Source organism: Saccharopolyspora sp. NPDC000995 (genome assembly GCF_053599315.1).
This window is the reverse complement of sequence record NZ_JBSFLZ010000048.1, coordinates 21,549-43,785: the sequence shown is the minus strand read 5'-3', so window position 1 is coordinate 43,785 and position 22,237 is coordinate 21,549. Positions and strand designations below refer to the sequence as shown.

The window sequence follows — 22,237 nt, the reverse complement described above, 5'->3', positions numbered from 1 at the left end:
TGACCAACAGCCCGGTCGTCGGACACCATCAGCACACGGCCCGCGACCGGACGCAACCCGGTCCCATGCTCATGGCAAACCGGTGGTCCCTTCAGGCTGGCAGGCGACACGGCGTCGGATCTCTCGCTGCTTCGTTGTCGACCGCAGCCCACCAGCGGACCCGGCGATATGCTCGTCGAGAACCGACAGGGCGACGTTGGCCAACAGCGGCGACAGAATCCCACCCTGCGGAGTGCCACTGACGCTGTCCTTGGCGAAGCCGTCCCGAGTAAGGATGCCCGACTTCAGAAACGCCTTCACCAACGCGAGCACCCGCCTGTCTCCGATCCGAACCCGCACCCGATCCATCAACGCAGAATGCGAGATCTCGTCGAAGCACGCCTCGATGTCGCCTTCCAGCACCCATTCGTAGGTCTTGGACGCCAGGAAGACCGTCTCGGCCATTGCGTCATGTGCTCGCCGGTTGGGCCGGAAACCGTAGGAGCACGGTTGGAAATCCGCCTCCCAGATCGGTTCCAGCACCAGCTTCAGCGAGGCTTGCACCACACGGTCGGCCACGGTCGGGATTCCCAGCCGGCGTCGCTTGCGCGACCCCGGTTTCGGGATCAGCCGTTCCTTGACCGGCAGCGGACGGAAAGTGCGGGCCCGCAACTGATCCCGCAGCTCAGCGAGGAAGTTCTCCACGCCAATCCGTTCCCGAACGAAGGCAACGGTCTTACCGTCGACTCCGGACGAGCGTGCGCCTTTGTTCCCCGCGACCCGTTCCCACGCCATCAGCAGAAACGCGGGATCAGTGACGAGGTTGAACAGATCGTCGAACCGACGATGAGGATCATCGTTCGCCCAACGGTGCAGCTTTGTCTGGATCTCCAGTACCCGGCGTTCAGCTCGATACAGGGCCGACTCCGGATCGCGGGTATTCACCCGTGGCCTCCTGGCATTCCAATCCTTCCACCACAGACTTGCTGGCTCCCTTCGCCATGCGACCGGCTTTCCCGGCCTCGGACTACTACGGAGCCTCCGTCCCGTCCGACGCCCTCAGCAGACGACGTGCCTGCCCTGCCGCCGCGCTGGCTGCGCGCGGTGAGGGCGGCGTCGAACGGTTCCCACGTTCATCACGAATTCGATCGACGAGCGAGGCATCCAGCTCTACCCCTGCGGCATCGCCATGGTTACGCCGCAGGCCTTCACCATGGCCTCCTGGCCGGTTGTCACATCGTGGCCAGGAGTTCCCCGCCACCCGACAGGCGGCGGTTACGCACCGCACCCAGCCCATATCCGCCAGATTTGAGCTGGTGGGCCGTTAAGGGGCGTCAGACACTGATTTCTCGCGTATACCTTCCCGTCTCGCTAACCGGACCCGCATCGTCTGGCAGTGCCGACACGTCCCGGCGTTGTCAGGGCTGCTCCCACCATCACCGGCGTCTCCCGGGTCCGGCTGCCCTCAGCTTCAGCCAACCGCTGCGACGGCTGACCGGTGCAGGTCTTTCACCTCCACTCGAACTCGGACACCTCGTGGCGCACGTGATCCTCAGCCCAGTCATCTCCGACGAACAGCACCCGAACCTCCATGGCCGACAACACCTTCCAGCAGCCTGCAGGAGCCGGTCAGCGACCTAATGGACAAGTGCTCACGCCAACACCCGGCGGGCACGACATCCCATCAGCGATCAAGACCCCTGACCACCAGTGAGGGCACGATCTGACCCCAGGACTCCAAGGTCCAGGCGAAGAGAGTGCTCACTCACCAGCGGCTACCAGGCACCGAGTCTGCCCGATCAGCCGACCCGGTAGATCCCATTAGGCGAGGCCGACGGCGCGGCGGGCGAAGTGGATCTCCGCCGCGACCTGACGGAGAGTTTCCGCCACCACCAGCGAGCCGTGGCCCGCGTCGTAGCGGTAGAACTCCAACGGGATCTCCCGCGGACCCAACCGGTCCAGGTAGTTCAGGATCTGCTGGATCGGGCAGCGCGGGTCGTTGTCCCCGGCCAGCACCAGCACCGGCGCCCGTACCTCGTCCACGTAGGTGATCGGCGAGGCCTTCCGGTAGACCTCCGGCACGTCGTCCGGCGAGCCGCCGAAGAGCGCCCGGTCGTAGGCCCGCAGCGGCTCCATCTCGTCGGCGTACGCCGAGACGTAGTCGGCCACCGGCACCCCGGCGACGCCGCCGGCCCAGCGCTGCGGCTGCGTCCCCAACGCCAGCAGCGTCAGGTAGCCGCCCCACGACGCACCCGCGACGACGCTCAGCGCCGGCGTGGTCAGCCCCGCCTCGATCGCCCAGTCGTGCACCCGCGCTACGTCGGCCAACTCCGTCAGCCCCGGCCGGCCCTCGATGGCGTCCCGCCACGCCGAGCCGTACCCGGTCGAACCCCGGTAGTTGATCTCCACCACGGCGAACCCGGCGTCCAGCCAGGCCGCCCGGTAGGCGGAGAACCGGTCCTCGTCGGCTGCGTGCGGCCCGCCGTGCAGGTTGAACACCGTCGGCAACGGCCCTTCCCCGGCGTCGGCCGGACGCGCCACCAGCGCGTGGACCGTCTCGTTCGGTCCGTACGGGACTTCGACGAACACGTCGTTGACGGCCTCCGAACCCGGCGCGCGGTCACCGGGCGGCGTCAGCAGCACCCGGTCCTCACCGTCGCGCGAAACCGTCCGCACCAGCGAAGGCGTCGCCGCCGACGACCACACGTACTCCACTGAGTGGTCTGGGCGCACCGACGCGCCTGCCACCGTGCCCGGCGGGGTCGCCAGCTCGGTGAGGGTCTCTTCCGCGAGGTCGTAGCGGTGCATCGTGGTCCGCGCGTGGTGGGTGTGCGCGATCAGCAGCGCCTTGCCGTCCGGGTACCAGTCGGCGGAGACCTCACCGGGCAGGTCGAGCTTGATCTCGCTCTCGGTGTCCGCAGCGACGTCCCAGATCAGCAGCTCCTCCTTGCCGCGCCGCTCGTGCAGCACCAGCAGCCGGGGGTCGCCGGTGACCGGCGCGAACGCCAGCGCGTCCAGGCCCTTGCCCGGGCCGTCCCACTTCTCGGCGACCTCGGAGCCATCGACGCGCAGCACCCGCAGTGCGGGGTGGCGGCTGTCGCCGTGCTCGGAGTGCGAGATCACCACCATCGACTCGTTCCAGGACATGGCGGACAACCCGCCGTCCTGCTCATGCTGGTAGAGCACCTCCGGACGGCCGCCGTCGCGCGCCACCCACACCGTCACGCCGTCGTCAGTGGACATCCCCACGCCGATCACCGACGACCCGAGCTCCAGCCCCGCCGGGTACCCGGGGTGGGTGTCCGGCAGGCCCGGCCGCGTCTCACCGGAGGCGAACGGCTCGACCACCCAGCTGCCGAACTCGTCGCCGTCGGTGTCGTCAAACCACCAGACCTGCTCGCCGTCCGCGGACAACGTGCCGTGGAACGTCCCCTGTGGACGGTCGGTGATCTGGAGGTGCTCGTCGGAGTCGCGGTCCCAGGCGTAGATCTCCCAGGTACCGCTGACGTTCGACACGTACAGGCTGCGTTGCGGCGCGTCCCGCGCCCAGTCCGGCAGCGACACGCGGGGCGCGCTGAACCGGGCCCGCCAGCGGGCCTCGCGCTCCGGGTCGTCGAACAGCTTCTCGGGGATCTGCGCTTCGGGGTAGGTGCTCACGCCTCGATACTGCCCGATGACGCAGCCACCTGCGGAGCAGGTGCACCATCACCCGTTCGCCTGAAGCGGGGCGATTTCACGATGAGTCGACCAGCACGCGGGGTGAACGTCGAATCCTCGCGAAATCGCGCACCCCAGGGCGGCGTCAGCGACGCCATCGTCCAGCTTGCGGGAGTTCGTCGAGCACCGTCGGGTCGATGGGCATCACCTGAAAGGCCATGCCTCGATCGTGATCTCCCGAACCGCCCGAAGCTGGAGGAAAACGACGCCCGCGTCGGGGTCGCGGGATTTGAACCCACGACCTCTTCGGCCCGAACGAAGAACAAGATGCGGCACTACCTGCGCGGTTGCGCATCAATGCAGGTCAGGCCGTTGGTCTGCGTTGGCCTTAGTGGCGTGATCCTGTTTTCGGGGCAAGATCGTCTCCCGGAATCATCTCTCCAAGAGCGTTCCAGGCATCGGCGTCGGCGGCGGCATCGGAGAACGCGTCAGGCGGCTCGACGTCGCCGTCCTTCGGGCGCGGGCAAACGATCAGGCCAGGTCTTCAATCATGTCTCGACTCATGAGGTCATTGCGAGGTGTTCTGTTCAAAGCGAACAGTACCTTTTGTACCGGTCATCCAATCGGCGAGTTCTCGCCTGTCCCAGTGGTCTGGCTTCGCGCCGCATGCAAATTGTCTTCTGCACAGGATGTTCATCATTCCAAAACCTCGAGCATCCATTTCACGGCATCGTCATCCGAGGCCGTGGTCATCGCAGGTGGCCGGCAAGAGCGCACAAACGTAGACAGGTTGAATATCAGCCAACTGGCACGACGCCTCAGCGATGCGAACAGGCCGAGCGGTCTTGGGTAGGTGGCATACCTCCCGTTGGTCCATCTCCTTACCGAGGCATCCTGTCGCACTCTTCTTGGATGCCCTTGCGTTCTATGCGGTGGTCGCTGAAGTCGAACGGTGCGCCGCTGAACATGCCGTAGGCCCTCGCATTCACCCGCCAAGAACCGGGTTGGCAGGTCACCTTAAGGTCATATACCTGCCTGGGATTGGGGATGGCGTCGTCGGCGATGGAACTCACGGAGCCACCCAGCCCTGCCCGCGAACGAACTGTTCGAGGCTCAAGATCAGCGTGTGCTTCTCCGGCGGATCAGCACACAAGCGTTTCCGATGATGCTGGGTCCGCTTACGGTGGCTTTCAACGGCATTGAAGCCGAGATTGCATGATTCGTTGTGGCCGTCGCCGTCGCCGTCGCCGTCGCCGTCGCCGCCGCCGTAGCGCGCTGAGCCTTCCAACGGCTGGCATGACGGGGCAATGCTGACCAGCACCGCTACTTAGTCCTCGAAGACCACGGCCGCATCATCGCAGCGCCCCTGCACCAGGTCAGGCCCCGACCGCAAACCCGGAGCCACCTACTGGCCCCACTCCATCTAGATGCGCGCCCGACTCGCCAGGACGGGATTTTGGACATGCAGAAAGGGCCTGGTCGGAACTTCTCGCGAAGCTCCGACCAGGCCCTTTCACCTGTCGGGGTGGCGGGATTTGAACCCACGACCTCTTCGACCCGAACGAAGCGCGCTCCCAAGCTGCGCCACACCCCGATCTTCCAGCGGTGAACATCTCGGGTGCTCGTCCAACCGCTGGATCATAGTTTAGCGGACGCTCTCACCTGCCCCGAACGGGGTCCTAATAGCGGTATCTTCGCTGGTAAATGTGGTTTTTTCAGACCTGGGGAGCAAGGTCAGAAGGGTGGCCTCCGGCGGGCAGGCGAAACGCACCGGCGCGTACGGCGAGGTGCCCAGCCCGGCCGACACGTGCAGATGCATGCGTTCGCCCCAGGTGGACGCGCCGCGTGCCCGCGACCGGTCCAGCTCGCAGTTGGTCACCAGCGCCCCGTAGCCGGGCAGCCGCAGCTGCCCGCCGTGGGTGTGACCGGCCAGCACCAGGTCGTAGCCGTCCTCGGCGAACGAGTCGAGCACCCGCGGCTCGGGGGAGTGCGTCACGCCTAGGCGCAGCTGGACGTCGGTGGGCGCGGGCCCGCCGATCAGGTCGTAGCGGTCCAGATGCAGGTGCGGGTCGTCTAGCCCGGCCAGGTGGATCCGCATCCCGGCGACCTCGATCTCGTGCCGCCGGTGCGTCGCGTCCAGCCAACCGCGCTCGGTCATCGCCGCCCGTAGGTCGCGCCACGGCAGCGGTTCCCCGTGGATGCGTTTGGCCTTCCGCGACGGCAGCAGATAGCGGGCCGGGTTCTTCGCGGTCGGCCCGTAGTAGTCGTTGCTGCCGAAAACGAAGATGCCTGGCCGGTCCAGCAGCGGGCCCATCGCGCGCAGCGTCGCGGGCACCGCCTGCGGGTGCGCCAGGTTGTCACCGGTGTTTACCACCAGATCCGGCTCCAGCTCGGCGAGGGCGGCCACCCACCGCTGCTTGGACCGCTGGTTCGGGGTCATGTGCAGGTCGGAGATGTGCAGCACGCGAAGCGGTGCCGCGTCCTCGGCGAGCACCGGCAGCGTCGCCTGCCGCAGCGTCCAGTGCCGACGTTCGATCACGGCCGAGTAGGTGACCGCGGCAGCGCCGAGAGCGCCCGTGCTGAGCAGAATTCGCCCGAACTTGTTCACCCCACCAACCCTACGACGACACCGCCTCCGGCGACTGACAGCCCGTCACCGACGGTGCCGCTCCGGAGACCGAGGTCGTGGGCGGGCCCGGGCGCCGACAGCGGGATAATCGCCTCATGGCCGAGCTCAAGGACAAGCTGCGCGCGGACCTCTCCGCCGCGATGAAACAACGCGACACCACCGTCACCGGGGTCCTGCGGATGGCGCTGGCCGCCGTCAGCAAAGAGGAGGTCGCCGGCAAGCAGGCACGTGAGCTCACCGACGAAGAGGTGCAGCGCGTGCTGAACAAGGAGGCCAAGAAGCGCGACGAGGCCGCAGAGGCGTTCCGCGGGGCCGGGCGCGCGGAGCAGGCTGAGGCCGAGCTCGGCGAGGCGGTAATCCTGCGGCGCTACCTGCCGAAGCCGCTGGGCGACGACGAGTTGGCGCAACTCGTCAAGGACGCCGTCGCGGAAGTACAGGGCGAACTCGGCGAGCGGCCGGGCATGAAGCAGATGGGCCAGGTCATGAAGGCGGCCAACGCCAAGGCGGCGGGCCGTGCCGAAGGCGGCAAGGTCGCCGCCCTGGTCAAGGCCGAACTCGCCGACTGACACCCGAGGCGTTGTTCTAGCTGGTCACGGGGCCGTGGGTCTTTCCGGTCGCCATAGCAGCCCAAGAGACTCACGGCCCCATACCTGCAGCAGGCAGGCCCGGCAAGGCGACCGGAACGCCCACGAGCGGCTACGGAAACCGCCGTGAAACCGCCGTGAACTCCGATTGGACCCCTCGATGTGGCCAAGGGCGTTCTCCAGGGCCTACGGCCGCAGGCCGCGGGTCGCAGCGGAAGACTTTGGATTCGTCCCCTCGAAGTTGACCAGCACCCTCCCCAACGCAGCTAAGTCACGTCGGGCCACGCCAGCGGGCGACCAAGCCCGGCCGCGCCGCCGGGGCCCGGTGATCTCCCCGCCCCGGAATGCCACCCAGGGCAACAGCTTCAGCTCCGCGATCACCGGACCGGGCTAGAGCCGAGAAGCTATCCGGGAATCAGCTTTCGTTCTCCGTTTGAAGCGCCGGAGGCGCTGGGCCCACCCTCTGCAACCGGCACCGCCGCCGGATTTCAGACCATGCCCGCCCCGTCGGGCTCTTGGCGAGGCCAGTCCCGAAGCCGCGTATTGGTCTTGCACGCATCGGGGATCGGCGCACCGCCAAACGAGCCTGGAAACAGTTTCTATTCGCCTGCGGCGTTGCGGCGCCAGTAGGCGAGGGCGTAGAGGCGACGCCGTTCCAGGCCGAGTTCCTGCTGGCAGTGCTCGCGGAGCTGGTGGACCACATCGGCCTCCGCGCCGATCCACACGTGCGGGTTTGGGCCGAGCTCGGCCGACCGCAGCGCGTCCACGAGCAGCGCGCTTTCGCCCGCCAGGACGCCGTCGCGGTGCAGCCAGTGCCAGGCCACATCGGCGTCGGAGGGGAGCGCCTGCTCCTCCGCGGCGTCGGCGACCTCGGCGAACACCTGCACGCGGGCCGCCGCGGGGAGCTCCGCCAGGATCGCCGCGATGGCGGGAAGCGCTGTCTCGTCTCCCACCAGCACCAGCGGGTCGGCGTCTGGCTGCGGCTGGTACGCCGGGCTGGGGCCGACGGTGACGATCTGCTCGCCGGGCGCGGCCTGCGCCGCCCAGGTGCTTCCTGGGCCGTCGTGGTCGTGCACGACGAAATCGATCGCCAGCTCTTGCCGCTGCGGGTCGAACCAGCGGACCGTGTAGGTGCGCTGCCGCGGCTGTTGCTCGCGGGGCAGCGCGAACACCTCGGCGCGGGTCCGGCCCAGCGGCATCGGCTGGCCGGACTGCGGCAGGCACAACTTGATCCGCTGGTCGCTGCCGTTGCTTACGAAGTCCGAGAGCTCCGAGCCGCCGAGCATTACGCGCACCATCCGGGGCGTGACGCGCTGCGTCGCCCGCACCTCCAGCAACCGGTAGCGGGATCGCGCGCGCCTGGTGCTCACCTGCATCTTCGTCACGCCTCGAGTCTAAGAACCGCCAGCCCGACCCATCGCGCGACGGTCCCGACCGCAATTTCATGGAAATTGCGGAAGGTCCTCTCCGCCCACGACGTGAGGTCTGCATGCGCCCGCAACGCAAGAAGAGGGAAACGCTCTTGAAATCGAAGGTTCGATTTCAATGGAACCTGCGGTCGGTCATGGCGGGAAGATACCCGGCGGCAGCACGGGTTGTTCCGGCCGCTGCGGGGGCCGGTCGCCCGGCTGCTGCGGCGGTTGGCCCTGCTGCGGCGGGCCGGGCGGTGGCTTCTCCGGCGATGGCGGCGGCACGTAACCGGTGCTCACCGAAATCGTCACGACCTCGCCGGGCAGCGCGAAGCCGCGCGGCGTCTGGCTGGTCACCGTGCCCTGCTTGCGCGTGCTGCTCACCGAGCGCTGCTGGACCTTGTAGCCCGCCTTCTCCAGCGTGTCGGTGGCCCGCTTCGCGTCCATGCCGACGATATTGGGCACCTGGAACTCGTCGCCGCCGTCCTCGTACCGCTTGGTGGTCGGCGGCAGCGGCAGCACCGGCAGACCCTCGTGGATGACATTCATCGCGTCGAAGAAGGTCCGCGCCGGCACCTTGCCGCCGTAGATGTTGCCGCCATTGACCCCGCACAGCCGGGGCGGATCGGAGTCGCAGATTCCCTGCGGCGAGGTGCCGTCGCTGAAGGTCAGCACCGCGCCCGCGAACTGCGGGGTGGAACCGAGGAACCCGGCCGACTGGTGGGCCTCGGTGGTGCCGGTCTTCGCGGCCAGCGGCCGGTTCCACCCGGCCGCTGCGGCCGCTGCTGCGGCGGTCCCGCCGGGCAGGTCGTCGTGGCTCATCCCGACGGCCAGCGCGTTCGCCAGGCCCGTGTCGACGGCCTGCTCGCACGGGTCTTCGGTGATCGACACCGGGTTGCCGTTGCGGTCCAGGATCTGCTCGACCGGCGTCGGCGGGCACCACACGCCGCCGCTCATGATCGTGGCGGCGACGTTGCTGAGCTCCAGCGGGCTGGTCGGCGAGTAGCCCAGCGTGAAGGCGCCGATGTTGCGCTGCTTGACCTGTTCGGCCTGGGAGAGCCCGTTGGCCCCGTTCGGCGCCAGCGGGTCGCCGCCCGCGGTGTGGGCGAGCAGCGTTTCGCGCATCCCGAGCCGCGCCGCCATGTCCACCGTCTGCGCGAGCCCGACGCGTTCCTGCAACGCCACGAAACCGGTGTTCGGCGAGGTCGCCAGGGCCATTTGCAGGGTTCGCGGGCCGGCTGCCACGCCTTCGGCGTTGCCCACGGTGTAGGGCGCCGTGCCGTTCTTGTACACCGAGGACGTGTAGGAGCCCGGCGCCTGGATGGTGTTGTAGATGCCCATCCCCTTCTCCAGCGCGGCTGCCGAGGTGAACACCTTGTAGACCGACCCGGCGCCGAACTTGACCACGCCGCTGGGCAGCGCGTACGCGGTCTGCCCCTTGGATGCGTCGAGCCCGAAGTCGCGGTTGGCGACCAGCGCGCGTACCCGGTGCTTGTCCTGGCCGGGCTCCACCACGCTCATCACGTTGGCGATGCCCTTGGCGGTCTTGGGCACGCCACGCTCGGCGGCGGCCTTCGCCGCGTCGGTGGCGTGCTTGTCCAGCGTGGTGCGGATGGTGTAGCCGCCGTGTTTTAGCTGTTCTTCGGTGAACCCGGCGCGCTCCAGGTAGTCGATCACGTACTTGCAGAAGAATCCGTCCGACGGCCCGGCGCCGACGCAGCCGTTGGGGATGCCGCGCAGCGGTTGGGCGAGTCCCAGCGGCGAGTTGCGGGCCTCCTCGGCAGCCTCCGGGGTGATCCGGTGCTGGTCCTCCATAGTCTTGATCACCAGGTTGCGGCGGTTGAGCGCCTCGCTGGGGTTGTTCTCCGGGTTCAACGCGCTCGGGCTGTTGACCATGCCGGCCAGCAGCGCGGCCTGCGCGATCGTGAGCTGGTCGGGCGTGGTGTCGAAGTAGGTGCGGGAGGCTGCGGCGATCCCGTAGGCCTGGTTCCCGTAGGGCACCACGTTGAGGTAGCGGGCGAGTACGTCTTCCTTGCTGAGCTGCTTCTCCACCTGCAGCGCTATCCGGATCTCGCGCAGCTTGCGCGCCGGGGTCTGCTCGATGGCCTTCGCCTGCTTCACCGGGTCGCCGGCGGCGACGACGTGCACCAGGTAGTTCTTCACGTACTGCTGGGTCAGCGTCGAGCCGCCCTGCGCGATTTCGCCGGACATCTGGTTGGTCACGGCGGCGCGCACGGTGCCCGCCCAGTCCACGCCGTGGTGGTCGAAGAACCGCCTGTCCTCGATCGCCACGATCGCCGCCTTCATGGTGTCGGCGATCTGGTCCGGCTGGGCCGGGGTCCGGTTCTGGTCGAAGAGGTACGCGATCGGACGACCATCCCGATCTGTGACACTCGTCACAAGTGGCGGTACCTTGGTCATCAAGTCGGAGGAAATGCTGTTGACGGCGTCGCTGGCGCGGTTGGAGACCACTCCCAGTGACCCCGCGATCGGGAACAGCAAACCGGCCACCAGGACGCCAGCCAGCACACACAGACCGAATAGCTTCAACAAGCCGTCTCGGGCACGCACTCAGCCAGAGTAAGTCGGGGCGGCTTCGTGACGGAGTGTCACGGCCAAGATCCGCCCGATGTGATGAGTCCGAAAGATAACGGAGCGACAACCCTTGGTTGGTTGTGGAACCAGTGGGCTCTACAGTCCGTCTACGTCCAGCGACAGCACTGTTGTGGTCAAAGCAGTTCAGAGCACAACATCCGGTGCCGGGGGGCTCCGGACGAAATACGGTCGCCGACGATCCAGTGAGGAGCTGGGGGAACTCTATGTTCGAGCAGGGGGACTGGCGGGTTAACGCCGCATGCCGTGACCAGAATCCGGACCAATTGTTCGTCCGGGGGGCTGAGCAGCGTAAAGCGCGAATGATCTGCTTCGGCTGCCCGGTCCGCACCGAGTGCCTCAGCGAGGCGCTCGACAACAAGATCGACTTCGGTGTTTGGGGCGGAATGACGGAGCGGGAGCGGCGTGCGTTGTTGAGGCGCCGGCCCGACGTCCGCAACTGGCGTGAATTGCTGGAAGCCGCCCGGCAGGATTATGCCGATTTCACCGAGTACCAAGTGAGTTAGTCCGTTCGAGGCCGGTTCGGGCAATTCGCAACCGCGGATTGCCCGAACCGACTTCTGCTATTCACCGGCCAGTCGGCGGCCGATCTCCCGAAGCCCGGCCAGGTCGTGCACGTCCGACGGCAGCGCCGGGACACCGACCAGCGACACTTCCGGATGCGCCCGGGTGAACCGGGCGAGCAGCCGCTTCTCGCGCTCGGCCACCGCAACGCGGTCGACGTGCACCCGCAGCACGGCCGCAGCCAGCGGCGCGGATCCGGTCGCCTCCATCTCCTCGGCGGCGGTGGCCGCCCGGGCGCCGGCGAGCCCGGCGACGACCGGGTGAGTCCGGTTGGCGACCAGGCCGGCCAACGGCATGTGCTCCCCGGCCAGCCGCTCCACGAAGTAGGTGGCCTCCCGCAGCGCATCCGGCTCCGGCGCGGCGACCACCAGGAACGCGGTGCCGGGGGAGCGAAGCAGCCGGTAGGTTTGGGCGGCGCGCTCCCGGAACCCGCCGAAGGTCGAGTCGAAGGCCTGCACGAACGCGGCGGCGTCGGCCAGCAGTTGGCCGCCGATGATGGCGGACACCGCCTTCGCGAACATCCCCAAACCGGCGCCGACGATCTTGCGCAGTCCCTTCCCGCCGACCCGGGCCGGGCTGGACAGCATCTTGATCAGCCGCCCGTCCAGCACGGTGGACAGCCGCTGCGGCGCTTCCAGGAAGTCCAGCGCCGACCGGCTCGGCGGGGTGTCCACCACGATCAGGTCCCAGGTGCCGTCGGCGGACAGCTGGCCGAGCTTCTCCATCGCCATGTATTCCTGCGTGCCGGAGAACGACGTGGAGATCGTTTGGTAGAAGTGGTTGTTCAGGATCTGCTCGGCGCGTTCCCGGCCGGCGTGCGCGAGCACCATGTCGTCGAAGGTGCGCCGCATGTCCAGCATCATCGCGTTGAGGTCGCCGGCCGGTTCGAAACCCTCGATCGATACCTGCTTGGGCTGGTTGCTCAGTTCCCGCAGCCCGAGCGCCTGAGCCAGCCGCTTGGCCGGGTCGATGGTGAGCACCACGGTCTTGCGGCCGCGTTCGGCGGCGCGCAGCGCGAGGGCGGCCGCGGTGGTCGTCTTGCCGACGCCGCCGGAACCGCAGCAGACGACGATGTGCGTGTTCGGGTCGTCCAGCAACGCGTCGACGTCGACCTGCGCGGGTCGCAGCGGTTCGCTCATCGTGGGCTCCGGATGCCGTGTTCGGTGAGTATCTCGGCGAGTTCGTAGAGCTCGGCGACGTCGATCCCGGCGGTGAGGTCGGGCAGCGAGACGGTCGGCAGGTCGAGCTCGGCGAGCTGCGCGCGGGCGTCGTCCTCCGTCTCGGCCCTGATGGCGTGCTCGATCGTCTCGTGCACCAGCCCGTCCAGGGTCTCGTCGTCGACGTGGAGCCCGGCGGCGGCCATCCCGGTGCGCACCCCCTCCGCGTCCACTCGGCCCGCTGCGGCCGCGGCGACCGAGCGGGGCGGCAGCCGGTTGGGCCGGACCCGGTTGCAGACCACGCCACCCGGCCGCAGGTCGGCGGCGTCGAGTTCGGCGACCGCCTCCAGGGTTTCCCGTACCGGCAGCTCCTCGAGCAGCGTCACCAGGTGTACAGCGGTGTCGCTGGAGTGCAGCAGGCGCACCACGCCGTCGCTGTGGTCCCGGATCGGCCCGACCTTGGCGAGGTCGGCCATCGCCCGTGTGACGTCGAGGAACTTGACCAGGCGGCCGGTCGGCGGCGCATCGACGACCACCGCGTCGTAGACGTAGCGCCCGCGCTGGTCGGTGCGGCCGACGCATTCTTTGATCTTCCCGGTGAACAGCACGTCGCGCAGGCCCGGCGCGAGGGTCGTGGCGAACTCGATCGCACCCATCTTGCGCAGCGTGCGACCGGCGAAGCCGAGGTTGTAGAACATCGACAGGTACTCCAGCAGCGCCGCCTCGGCGTCGATGGCCAGCGCGCGGACTTCGCCGCCGTCGGGTGCCGCGGCGATCCAATCCTCGCCGTAGGGCAGCGGGGCGGTGTCGAAGAGCTGGGCGATGCCCTGCCTGCCCTCGACCTCGATCAGGAGCACCTTGTGTCCGCCGGTAGCTAGGGCGAGGGCGAGCGCGGCGGCGACGGTCGTCTTGCCGGTGCCGCCTTTGCCGCTGACGACGTGCAGTCGGGCCTGATTCAGTTCCCCGTCCCAGTCGGTCACACGATCAGCGTAAGTGCCGAGTTCCCCGGATGTGTGCTGACCGCGAACTCCCGCCACACGTCGGGATCGGCGCCGATCAGCGCAGGGCGCGCTCCGCGAGGTCGCGGTCGCCCGCGCGCAGCCGCTCCCACCTGTAAGTCCGCCTCCGAAGGGCGGAGTTGAGGTCCGCCTCGATTGCTGCCAGCAGCGCGTGCGCGAGGTGCTCCGGATCCGTTGCCGCACCGCAGTGGAGGGTCAGACGCCGGTGCCAGAGGCGGTAGGAGCCGATGCGGTACCGGGCGCCCGCAGCGGCGGTTTCCGGGAGCCGAACCAGTTCGAGGTGCTCGGCCAGGTAGTCGCCATAGGCCTCGAGGAAGGCCAGCAAGAGTTCCGCATCGGCCAGCCCCGGCCCGAGAGGTGGCGGTCCGGTGAACACCGCGTACTGCGGCGTTCGTTCCCGCTCGTCGAGCAGCGCGGCCATTAGTTAGCCCGGACTTGTCGCCGAACCGGCGGATCACCGTGCCCTTGCGGACTCCCGCGTCCATCGTCACGCCGTCCACGCCGTGCTCGGTGAACAGGCCGGTGGCGGCGGAGCGCACGCGCTGCCGCAATTTGCTGCCATCGCCGTGCACTGCTCGAACGCCGCCCGCGGCAACAGCCAGGCCGTCGCGGCGAAGTTGGAGCGGCTCGCCTGCTCCGGCGTCCGCAAGTACCAACGAAGGAATCGAGAATCGAGGGCTGGGGCGGGGCGGGCTTGCCCGTCAAGACCGGAGCGTGAGCGCGGCGACGCAGAGGGCGGGCGGCGGGTCTCCTAAGCTGCACGCATGCAGAAGTGGGAGTACGCGACGGTGCCGCTGTTGATCCACGCGACAAAGCAGATCCTCGACCAGTGGGGCGAGGACGGTTGGGAGCTGGTCTCCGTCCTGCCGGGTCCGACCGGCGAGCAGATGGTGGCCTACCTGAAGCGCCCGAAGGAGGCCTGACATGGGTCGGTGGACGGACCGCCTTGCGGAGCTCGGCATCCCGCTACCGGAGGTCGTGCGTCCGGTAGCGGCGTACGTGCCCGCCGTGCGCACCGGTTCGCTGGTGTACACCGCCGGCCAGGTGCCGATGGTCGCCGGCAAGCCCGCCGGGATCGGAAAGGTCGGCGCGGAGATCACCCCGGAGGAGGCCAAGCAGCACGCCGCGATCTGCGCGCTAAACGCGCTCGCCGCGGTGGACGGGCTGGTTGGCCTGGACTCGGTGGTGCGGATCGTCAAGGTCGTCGGCTTCGTGGCCTCCGCGGAGGGCTTCACCGGTCAGCCCGGGGTGGTCAACGGCGCGTCGGAACTGCTCGGCGAGATCTTCGGCGAGGCAGGCCAGCACGCCCGCTCGGCGGTGGGTGTGGCCGAACTGCCGCTCGGCGTCCCGGTCGAGGTGGAACTGATCGTCGAGGTCGAATAAGCACCCGTGACGTAATTTGCGCGGCGTTACCCGGTTCCGGGTGACGCCGCGTTTCGTATACGTCACAACGAGTTGTTGGCGGATATACCGGATGGCGTTTTCGGTGGCTCGGCCACGAAGCACCGCCCACAACCAGTACGCTGCGATCACCCCCTGCTTAGGTTCGTCAGATCTGGCATAACCCGAATAGGGGTATCGATTCCAGTGTGTTGCGAAAGACGGTTCAACGGCTTGATTGATCCGGTTCTCGCGACCAAAGTTCACCTCGATGGGTGCAGCGAGAGGTCGGGGGCGGCGAGCGACACCCGCAATCTATGGAGTACGAGGGTGGGAGGGCCCGACGTGGCGGTGCGCGAAACCGATCTGCTGTGCCACGAATTACTTCTCCGGCTCGCCGGGCGGCTGCCGGACCGGCACCTGTGGCGCTTCCGCGACTGGCTGGCCGGGGACGCCGCCGAGGTGATCGCGAAGATGCTGCCGGGCACGCTCGTCCGCGAGCGGATCGCACTCGACGACGCCGAACACCAACTGCTGGCCAACGCGCTGGCGCCGCTGGGCGCCGACCCCGCGATGGTCAACGCCGTCCTCCCCGTGGAACCCGACGCCGTCCCGCAGCACGCGTTCAGCCGTGAACGCCCCGCGAGCAGCGTCGGCGACTCCGCGGTGCTGGTCCTCGGCGCCACGCTGCGCCGCCGCCCCGGGGTCCGCGAGGTGCGCAGCAGTTGGCGGCGCGACAAGGGCGGCGCGACGAAGCTGGTCGTGCTGGTGACGGCGTCCGCCGCCGTCGTCAGCCTGACCGGGGAGATCCAGCGCATCCTACGAGCGCTCGGTGAACCCGCCCCCTGCGTCGAGGTGCTCCCGCCCGAGCTGGAACCCACCGCGTACCACCACGCCGCCCTCGCGGAATCGGTGCTGGTGTGCGCGGGAGCCGAAGAACTTGCCGGCCGCCGCGGTTGAGCGGCCGACATCCGTGAAGGAGGCGTGCGTGGTGGACGTGGCTGAGGGGGCCGGACCCGTGGAACGGCTGCACAACCTCTTGCTGGCCATGACCGGCCGGGTGGACGACGACGGGATCAACAGCGCCCACGAATTGCTCGGCATTGGCCAGCCGGACGCTGCGGCCGAGTTCCTCACCGGCTGCCTGCTGGCTGGCCACATCCCAGTGACCTCGTCCGAGCAGTACCACCTGCGCCGGGTGCTGGACGAAACCCGTTCCACGCACACCCTGGCGGACCGAGTGCACGTGGTGGACTCGCTGCCATCCGATGATCACCGGTTCGGCGAACCGGCCGAGGACGACGGAGACCTGGTGGCGGCGCTGGAGTCGGTCACCGGGCGGCTCCAGGGCGTGCGCGGGCTGTGGTGCGCCTCGCGGACCACCCCGGCCGGCGCCAGCTACGGACCGGTGCCCCGGCGCATCTTGCTCGCCGAGGTGAGCCCGGAAGGCTCGACCACGGCGGTCGCCTACCAACTGATCGAGGCCATGCGGCGGGTCGGCATCAACTGCTCGGTTGACGTATTCGAAAGCGGCGCCGAACTGCCCGAATACCACCGCGAAGCCCTAACGGCGGCGCACCGGGTGCGCCTCGACGCACCTGCCCCGCGACCAGTGGAACGCCTCCGGACGGAGGAAGCGCAGCGCCCGGTCACGCGGGAGCGTCCGGTCGCGCCGGAGAGCGCGCAGCGTCCGGCGGAGCGCCCTGCGGAGGAGAAGCGCGCGGCGGAGCCGCAGCGGCGGGCAGCACCGGTTGAGCCGGAGCGCTCGATCCCGCAGTCGGAGCACGCGCAGGCGGTGACGGCTGCGGCGGCAGCCGCCGCCGAGGCGAACGCGATGCGGGTGCCGCCGGCGGTCGACGCGAAGCTGACCGACCGCGAGCGCAACTTATTGCGCAAGCTGCACGAGGAGCTCGCGCAGCGGGAGCAGGGCCGGCCCGAGACGCGGCGGCCCAACGGGGCGAACAACGGCGAGGAGGGCTGGACGTCGACCATGCCGGGCGGCACCGGTGGCTTCCCGCCGATCGGCGCGGCCCCGGCCAACAACCAGGCCTACGCCCCCCAGCAACAGCGCTCCTGACCAGGTGTCCCAGGAGCGCTGTTCCAGCTGGTAAACGCTCATGAGCACGCTGAGATGCCATAGATGCCATAGAGCGTGCTTTGGATGCGGTGGGACATGGTCGTTGTAACGCGGTTTGTGTCTTCGAGACGGCGAAGCCATCTGTGCACCCCGCAGCTTCTGGCCACCCCGCAGCTAGTGAGGCGGGCGGTCCGTTCGCCGCCCGCCACGGCAGCGCGAGCCCGGTGTGGCGGGATGGAGCGAACGGTCCGTTCACCTATCGAGGCGAACAGGCCGTTCGCTCCACACCAGCCAACGGGGATGCACCACTGCGCGGGGAACGCAGTTCCCGAACGGCCTCCATGGCGCCCAAACGCATTCGCGGCAGCTGACCAGCAAAACAGCGTCTCTTAGGTGGCTGGTGTCCAACGATCTCATTTTCATCGACAGGCCTATCCGGACATCGTGGGAGTTCTGAGATCGCCGCAGACGGACGGGAAGACGGTCGCCGATCGAATCAGTCCACCCTAGCTCGGCTTCGAAGTTCGAGGCACCTGCCGGGTACTTCCCGAACAACACCAGCCACCTAGACCGCCTGTTGGACGTCCGCGAGGACCTGCTGCAGGTGGAGGCCCCGGCGCACGTCGCACGAGTGCTCCGTGCGCTCCTCGTGGATCATCGCGAGGAGGTCGTCGAGCATCTGCAGGTAGCACTCGCGGGCCGCCGTCCGCCGCCCCAGCAGCGGCGCTTGGCCGTGTTCGCCGTACACCGCGAAGTCGACCAGCGACGGCTGCACCGGCATGCGCAGCGACAGCGTCAACGTGCTGGTCAGGTCGCCAGCGTGGCCGAACACGATCTGCCAGAGGCCGTCGCTGCTGCGGTGTGCGTAGTGCACCTGCTCGATCTCGCCGAGAGCCGCGTCGAGCAGGTCGATCGCGTGCGGGCCCGCGTCGATCAACGCGCCGCACTGCTCTTGGCGCCATTGCGACATCGCGTAATCACCCGCCAGCAGCCCTCCTGCCAGCCACCGCCCGGTGCCGCCCTGCCAGCTGTCGCGCTCCCGCAAGGCCGCCAGCCACTCCCGCACCTCCGGCGCGAACCGGCGGGTGAGCATCATCAGCGCGGCTACCCCTGCCTCGTCCACCGCTTCGACGATCTCGCGCGCACCGGCCGGATCGAGGGCCAACGGTTTCTCCAGCACCAGGTGCTTGCCTGCGCGGGCAGCTTCCGGCGCGAACTCGGCTTGCACCGCAGGTGGCACCGTGAATGCCACCGCGTCCACCGATTCCAGCAGTTCGTCGAAACCGTCGACGACCGCCGCGTCGTACGGTTCGGCGAAGGTCTTGGCCACATCCGGCCGTCGTGCCCACACGGCCGCCAACCGCGTTCCTGGATGTTCGTACAAACCCGGGCCGTGCACTCGGTGGGCCCAGGGACCGGCTCCTACCACGCCGACCCGCAGTGCTTCGTCCATGCTGCAATGGTGCCGTTGACTCATCGCCGTTGCGGCGATTGGGGTCGCCCGGCGCGGCGGGCGTGTCGGGCGGGCGCTGCGCTCTCCGTGCGAAATTGATTCTGCCAATGACATTCCAAGTGTCTTCCGGCATAGGGTGACCCGCATGGTGCAACTGCCCGAAGATCGTTCCCTGCCAACGGGATTCGTCCCCGAAACGCCGCCCGAGCAGCCGGCTGCGCCCAAGGACGCGGCGACCGTGATGTTGCTCCGCAACGGCGCGACGGGTCCAGAGGTGTTCCTGCAGCGCCGAGTGAAGGGCATGCCGTTCGCCGGCGGCATGACGGTCTTCCCCGGTGGCGGCGTCGACAATCGCGACGCTGACGCCTCGGTGGTCTGGAGCGGGCCCGATGCGGACTGGTGGGCCGAGCGGTTCGGCTGCTCACCGGACGTGGCTCGCGCGCTCGTGAGCGCGGCCGTGCGCGAGACGTTCGAGGAGGCCGGCGTGTTGCTGGCCGGGCCGGACCACACGACGGTCGTCGGCGACACGAGCCGCTACGCCGATGCGCGTGCTGCGTTGGTCTCCCGCGAGGTTTCGCTCGCGAAATTCCTCGCCGACGAGGGCCTGGTCGTGCGCGCCGACCTGCTGCGCCCCTGGGCGAACTGGGTGACCCCGGAAGGCGAGCCGCGGCGCTACGACACGCGGTTCTTCCTCGCCGCGATGCCCGAAGGGCAGCGGGCCGACGCGGTCACCACGGAGGCGACCGAGGCGTACTGGGCCACGCCGAATCAGGCATTGGAGGACTTCGAGCAGGGTCGCTGCCACCTGCTCCCGCCGACCCGTGTCACCCTCAGCGAGCTCGCCGAGTGCGGCAGCCTGCTGGCGGCATTCGCGGCCGAACGCACCCTGGACAAGATCCTGCCGAAGCTGGTGCGGCGCAACGGCCGGTGGCACGCGGTCCTGCCCGGCGAACCTGGATTCAAGGAGGCGAAGTGATGCAGCACCCCGCCTACGGGGCATTGCGCCAGGTCACGCCGTACGCATCGGTCTTGCTGGCGGACAACCCGTCGCCGATGACGCTGGAAGGCACGAACACGTGGGTGGTGCGCGAGCGGGACGCGGGCGACTGCGTGGTGATCGACCCCGGCCCGGCCGATGCCGAGCACCTTCGCCGCGTCGCCGAACAGGGCTCGGTCTCGCTGGTGCTGCTCACTCACCACCACGGAGACCACACCGACGGAGTCGAGCAGTTCGTCGAGCGCACCGGCGCTCCGGTGCGCGCGCTGGACCCGGCACTGTGCTGGGGAGCGGAAGCGATCCGGGACGGCGAGATCATCAAGGCTGGCGGCGTGGAGTTGCGCGCGGTCGCCACGGCGGGTCACACCGCCGACTCAGTGTGCTTCATCGCCGACCACGACGAACCCGCCGTGTTCACCGGCGACAGCATCCTCGGCTGCGGAACGGCGGTCGTGGCCTACCCCGACGGTCACCTGGGCTCCTACCTCAAGTCGCTGCGTCTACTGGCCGCGCTGCCGCCCGGCCTGCGGGTGCTCCCCGGCCACGGCCCGGAGCTTCCCGACGCCCAAGCGATCGCGATGGCCTACCTGCAGCACCGCGCACAGCGTCTCGACCAGGTCCGCGCGGCCGTCCGCGACCTCGGACCGGCGGTCACGCCGCGCCAGGTCGTGGAGGTCGTCTACGCGGACGTGGACCGCTCGGTCTGGCCCGCGGCGGAACTGACCGTCCAAGCCCAACTCGCCTACCTGCGAGAACAGGGCGAACTTCGGGACTGATGCCGAGATCGGTTTGCCCGCCGCCGCAGCCGATCAAGGCTGCAGCAGGCCAGCGACGGCAGCGGTGGTGAGGCTACCGCCGAGGAGTCAGATGGACAGCGAGCCACGGCAGTCAGCGCCAATGCCGTGCTGATGCTGACCAGCAGGAAGCTAGCCGCTGCTCGACGGCGGTCTGGAAAAGCCGTAGCAATCGGCGGCTGATCCGAGAATCGGCGGCTGATCGGTCCCGCGGTGCCCCGCTCAACGAGCCCTGCTGTTTTTCTGCCGTTTCCGAAGCTGATCACCCGCGACTTTCAGGCGCGGCACGCCTGCTGCGAATGTGTCGGGTGGCGTTGGGTGGGTGGAGCGAACGGCCTGTTCGCGTCGTCTATCGAGGTGAGCGGTCCGTTCGCCCCGCACGCACCACGCGCGCTCCGCGGCAGCCGCTCTGGCCGCCCGGGGCAGTCCGGCGCTGACCGGGTCAGATACCAGCCAGGGAGAGATCGGAGCGGGACGTCGAGATCAGGGTGCGGCGGCGCAGCCACAGGACCGCCGTGAGTACGACGCCGACCGCGCTCGCGGTCAGGAACGACGCCGCCGGGCCGCTGATTTCGACCAGCTGACCGCTGATCGACTGGCCGATGGCCGTGCCCAACGTCACCGAGGCGACCACCCAGCCGAACGCCTCGGTGGCGGTGCCCGCCGGTGTCGCTATCTCGATCGCCACCGAGTGCGCGGTGGACTGCGGAGTGATCAGGCTGCCCGCCACCAGCAGCGCCAGGCACAAGCCCCACAGCGTCGACGGCACAGCCAGCAGGGTGAGCAGCGCGGCGAAGCCGAACAGCAGTGCGGGCAGCCGCAAGTGCATCGGTCGCGGCCAGGGACGCAGCCCGTAGGCGACGCCGACGACCACCGAGCTCACCGACAGCAGGCTCAGCAGCAGGCCGCCGGCGGTGGGGTGGCCCGCCTCCACGGCCGCCGCGGGCACGCCGACCTCCATGAAGCCGATCAGCATGCCGAAACCCAGCGCGGCGAGCGCCACTGTCCGCATCCCCGGGCTCGCGATCGCCCCGAGGAGGCTGCTGCCGAGCCGCTCCGCCGGGTCCGGCCGGTGGCCGCGGGCGGCTCGGGTGGAGGCGAAGCCGACGCTGCCGATGACCATGCAGGCGGCACCGAGGACGACCCCGGCCCCCGGCCACGGCATCGAGACCATCAGGCCAGCCAGGCCCGGGCCGAGGATGAAGAAGGCCTCCATGCTGATGGCCTCGTATGAGTAGGCCGCTTCCCGCGCCGGGCCGGGCGGCAGCAGCCGCCCCCACAGCGCCCGCGAGGCCGGGCCCACCATCGGCTCGCTGATTCCGACCAGGAACGCCAGCGCGGTCATCAGCGCCACCGGGGCGTGCAGCTCGATGGCCACCAACTCGACGGTCACCAGTGCCGCGAACACGCCGGACATGAAGTACAGCGGCACGGTCGGTCCGACCCGGTCCATCACCCGGCCCTGCGCGACCGAGCCGCAGGCGACACCGATCAGCGCACCCGCGGACACCAGTCCGGCCGCCGCGAACGAGCCGGTCTCCTGCTGTACGTAGAGCATCAGCGCGAGGCCGACCATCGCGATCGGCAGGCGGCCGAGCAAGGAGGCGATGACGGGCCCGCGGGCGCCGGGAGCGGTCAGGGCGGTGCGGTAGTCGGTGAGGGACGTTGACTGGGGCACGTGAACAGTATTCCAATTTTGGTACGACAGTACCAACATTGGTCCGGGTAGCCCTCCCGCGGAGATTCGGGTAAAGCCCCTCACACGAGACAGAAAGGGACCTTTTACCCGGTTCGTCCGCTGACAGAACAGGGCACACTCAGGTAAGCGTGGCTACTACGCAATCCGGGTGAACCTCGCAACCGAGTTGCGGGCAGCCGCGTCCTGGAAGGTGAGAGGGGTTGCTGGCGGCACCGGCCGTCCAGCA

The 22,237-nt window shown here is 68.9% G+C and carries 19 protein-coding genes and 1 tRNA gene; 8 read left to right on the top strand and 12 right to left on the bottom strand.

Features of this window, described 5'->3' with window-relative positions; all coding sequences use genetic code 11:
• Nucleotides 1–69 precede the first annotated feature (69 nt).
• The 5 genes from ACWDKQ_RS17760 to ACWDKQ_RS17740 all read right to left on the bottom strand — a co-directional run bounded on the left by ACWDKQ_RS17760 (nt 70) and on the right by ACWDKQ_RS17740 (nt 6,244).
• Nucleotides 70–924 (bottom strand): reverse transcriptase domain-containing protein, encoded by an 855-nt coding sequence (locus ACWDKQ_RS17760; RefSeq protein WP_450139824.1) that lies wholly within the window; start codon nt 922–924, stop codon nt 70–72.
• 876 nt (nt 925–1,800) lie between these two features.
• Nucleotides 1,801–3,636 carry a prolyl oligopeptidase family serine peptidase gene (locus ACWDKQ_RS17755; protein WP_450139823.1) on the bottom strand — a complete coding sequence of 612 codons (1,836 nt, stop codon included), beginning with the start codon at nt 3,634–3,636 and terminating at the stop codon, nt 1,801–1,803.
• 1,069 nt (nt 3,637–4,705) lie between these two features.
• The gene (locus tag ACWDKQ_RS17750; protein WP_450139822.1) at nt 4,706–4,957 is read right to left on the bottom strand and encodes a hypothetical protein; all 252 of its coding nucleotides are present in this window, start codon (nt 4,955–4,957) and stop codon (nt 4,706–4,708) included.
• A 199-nt stretch (nt 4,958–5,156) separates the two neighbouring features.
• Nucleotides 5,157–5,230: transfer RNA gene (locus tag ACWDKQ_RS17745), tRNA-Pro, on the bottom strand.
• A gap of 51 nt (nt 5,231–5,281) precedes the next feature.
• Nucleotides 5,282–6,244, bottom strand: a complete 963-nt coding sequence (locus tag ACWDKQ_RS17740) for a metallophosphoesterase (protein WP_450139821.1) — start codon at nt 6,242–6,244, stop codon at nt 5,282–5,284.
• Nucleotides 6,245–6,360: 116 nt separating this feature from the next.
• Here ACWDKQ_RS17740 and ACWDKQ_RS17735 point away from each other — a divergent pair, with 116 nt between their 5' ends.
• On the top strand, nt 6,361–6,831 hold the full coding sequence (locus ACWDKQ_RS17735) for a GatB/YqeY domain-containing protein (RefSeq protein WP_450139820.1): 471 nt from the start codon (nt 6,361–6,363) through the stop codon (nt 6,829–6,831).
• A 617-nt stretch (nt 6,832–7,448) separates the two neighbouring features.
• On the opposite strand, the gene ACWDKQ_RS17730 is transcribed toward ACWDKQ_RS17735, so the two are convergent.
• Together ACWDKQ_RS17730 and ACWDKQ_RS17725 are read right to left on the bottom strand one after the other, a co-directional pair.
• Nucleotides 7,449–8,225 carry a siderophore-interacting protein gene (locus tag ACWDKQ_RS17730; protein ID WP_450139826.1) on the bottom strand — a complete coding sequence of 259 codons (777 nt, stop codon included), beginning with the start codon at nt 8,223–8,225 and terminating at the stop codon, nt 7,449–7,451.
• 186 nt (nt 8,226–8,411) lie between these two features.
• Nucleotides 8,412–10,811, bottom strand: a complete 2,400-nt coding sequence (locus ACWDKQ_RS17725; protein ID WP_450139819.1) for a penicillin-binding protein — start codon at nt 10,809–10,811, stop codon at nt 8,412–8,414.
• Nucleotides 10,812–11,077: 266 nt separating this feature from the next.
• Here ACWDKQ_RS17725 and ACWDKQ_RS17720 point away from each other — a divergent pair, with 266 nt between their 5' ends.
• Nucleotides 11,078–11,377, top strand: a complete 300-nt coding sequence (locus ACWDKQ_RS17720; RefSeq protein ID WP_450139818.1) for a WhiB family transcriptional regulator — start codon at nt 11,078–11,080, stop codon at nt 11,375–11,377.
• A 57-nt stretch (nt 11,378–11,434) separates the two neighbouring features.
• Here ACWDKQ_RS17720 and ACWDKQ_RS17715 read toward each other — a convergent pair whose 3' ends face one another.
• From ACWDKQ_RS17715 to ACWDKQ_RS17705, 3 genes are all read right to left on the bottom strand, one after another.
• Nucleotides 11,435–12,574: an ArsA family ATPase gene (locus ACWDKQ_RS17715; RefSeq protein ID WP_450139817.1), complete on the bottom strand. Its 1,140-nt coding sequence runs from the start codon at nt 12,572–12,574 to the stop codon at nt 11,435–11,437.
• On the bottom strand, nt 12,571–13,572 hold the full coding sequence (locus ACWDKQ_RS17710; protein WP_450139816.1) for an ArsA-related P-loop ATPase: 1,002 nt from the start codon (nt 13,570–13,572) through the stop codon (nt 12,571–12,573). Before ACWDKQ_RS17710 ends, ACWDKQ_RS17715 begins: the two co-directional genes overlap by 4 nt.
• Before the next feature lie 76 nt (nt 13,573–13,648).
• Complete coding sequence (locus tag ACWDKQ_RS17705; RefSeq protein ID WP_450139815.1) at nt 13,649–14,032, bottom strand: hypothetical protein; 384 nt, start codon at nt 14,030–14,032, stop codon at nt 13,649–13,651.
• 343 nt (nt 14,033–14,375) lie between these two features.
• Between ACWDKQ_RS17705 and ACWDKQ_RS17700 the strand changes: the two genes are divergently transcribed.
• The 4 genes from ACWDKQ_RS17700 (at nt 14,376) to ACWDKQ_RS17685 (ending at nt 17,068) form a co-directional block, all read left to right on the top strand.
• Nucleotides 14,376–14,534: a DUF4177 domain-containing protein gene (locus ACWDKQ_RS17700; protein ID WP_093157991.1), complete on the top strand. Its 159-nt coding sequence runs from the start codon at nt 14,376–14,378 to the stop codon at nt 14,532–14,534.
• A gap of 1 nt (nt 14,535) precedes the next feature.
• Nucleotides 14,536–14,994 carry a RidA family protein gene (locus tag ACWDKQ_RS17695; protein WP_450139814.1) on the top strand — a complete coding sequence of 153 codons (459 nt, stop codon included), beginning with the start codon at nt 14,536–14,538 and terminating at the stop codon, nt 14,992–14,994.
• A 327-nt stretch (nt 14,995–15,321) separates the two neighbouring features.
• Nucleotides 15,322–15,951 carry a hypothetical protein gene (locus ACWDKQ_RS17690; protein ID WP_450139813.1) on the top strand — a complete coding sequence of 210 codons (630 nt, stop codon included), beginning with the start codon at nt 15,322–15,324 and terminating at the stop codon, nt 15,949–15,951.
• 28 nt (nt 15,952–15,979) lie between these two features.
• Entirely contained in the window at nt 15,980–17,068 is a 1,089-nt protein-coding gene (locus ACWDKQ_RS17685) for a hypothetical protein (protein ID WP_450139812.1), read from the top strand.
• Between the two features lie 565 nt (nt 17,069–17,633).
• On the opposite strand, the gene ACWDKQ_RS17680 is transcribed toward ACWDKQ_RS17685, so the two are convergent.
• Nucleotides 17,634–18,521, bottom strand: a complete 888-nt coding sequence (locus ACWDKQ_RS17680; protein ID WP_450139811.1) for a Gfo/Idh/MocA family protein — start codon at nt 18,519–18,521, stop codon at nt 17,634–17,636.
• Nucleotides 18,522–18,666: 145 nt separating this feature from the next.
• Here ACWDKQ_RS17680 and ACWDKQ_RS17675 point away from each other — a divergent pair, with 145 nt between their 5' ends.
• Both ACWDKQ_RS17675 and ACWDKQ_RS17670 read left to right on the top strand, forming a co-directional pair.
• On the top strand, nt 18,667–19,497 hold the full coding sequence (locus ACWDKQ_RS17675) for an NUDIX hydrolase (protein WP_450139810.1): 831 nt from the start codon (nt 18,667–18,669) through the stop codon (nt 19,495–19,497).
• On the top strand, nt 19,497–20,294 hold the full coding sequence (locus ACWDKQ_RS17670) for an MBL fold metallo-hydrolase (protein WP_450139825.1): 798 nt from the start codon (nt 19,497–19,499) through the stop codon (nt 20,292–20,294). Before ACWDKQ_RS17675 ends, ACWDKQ_RS17670 begins: the two co-directional genes overlap by 1 nt.
• A gap of 460 nt (nt 20,295–20,754) precedes the next feature.
• On the opposite strand, the gene ACWDKQ_RS17665 is transcribed toward ACWDKQ_RS17670, so the two are convergent.
• Complete coding sequence (locus tag ACWDKQ_RS17665) at nt 20,755–22,029, bottom strand: MFS transporter (protein WP_450139809.1); 1,275 nt, start codon at nt 22,027–22,029, stop codon at nt 20,755–20,757.
• Nucleotides 22,030–22,237: the final 208 nt, after the last annotated feature.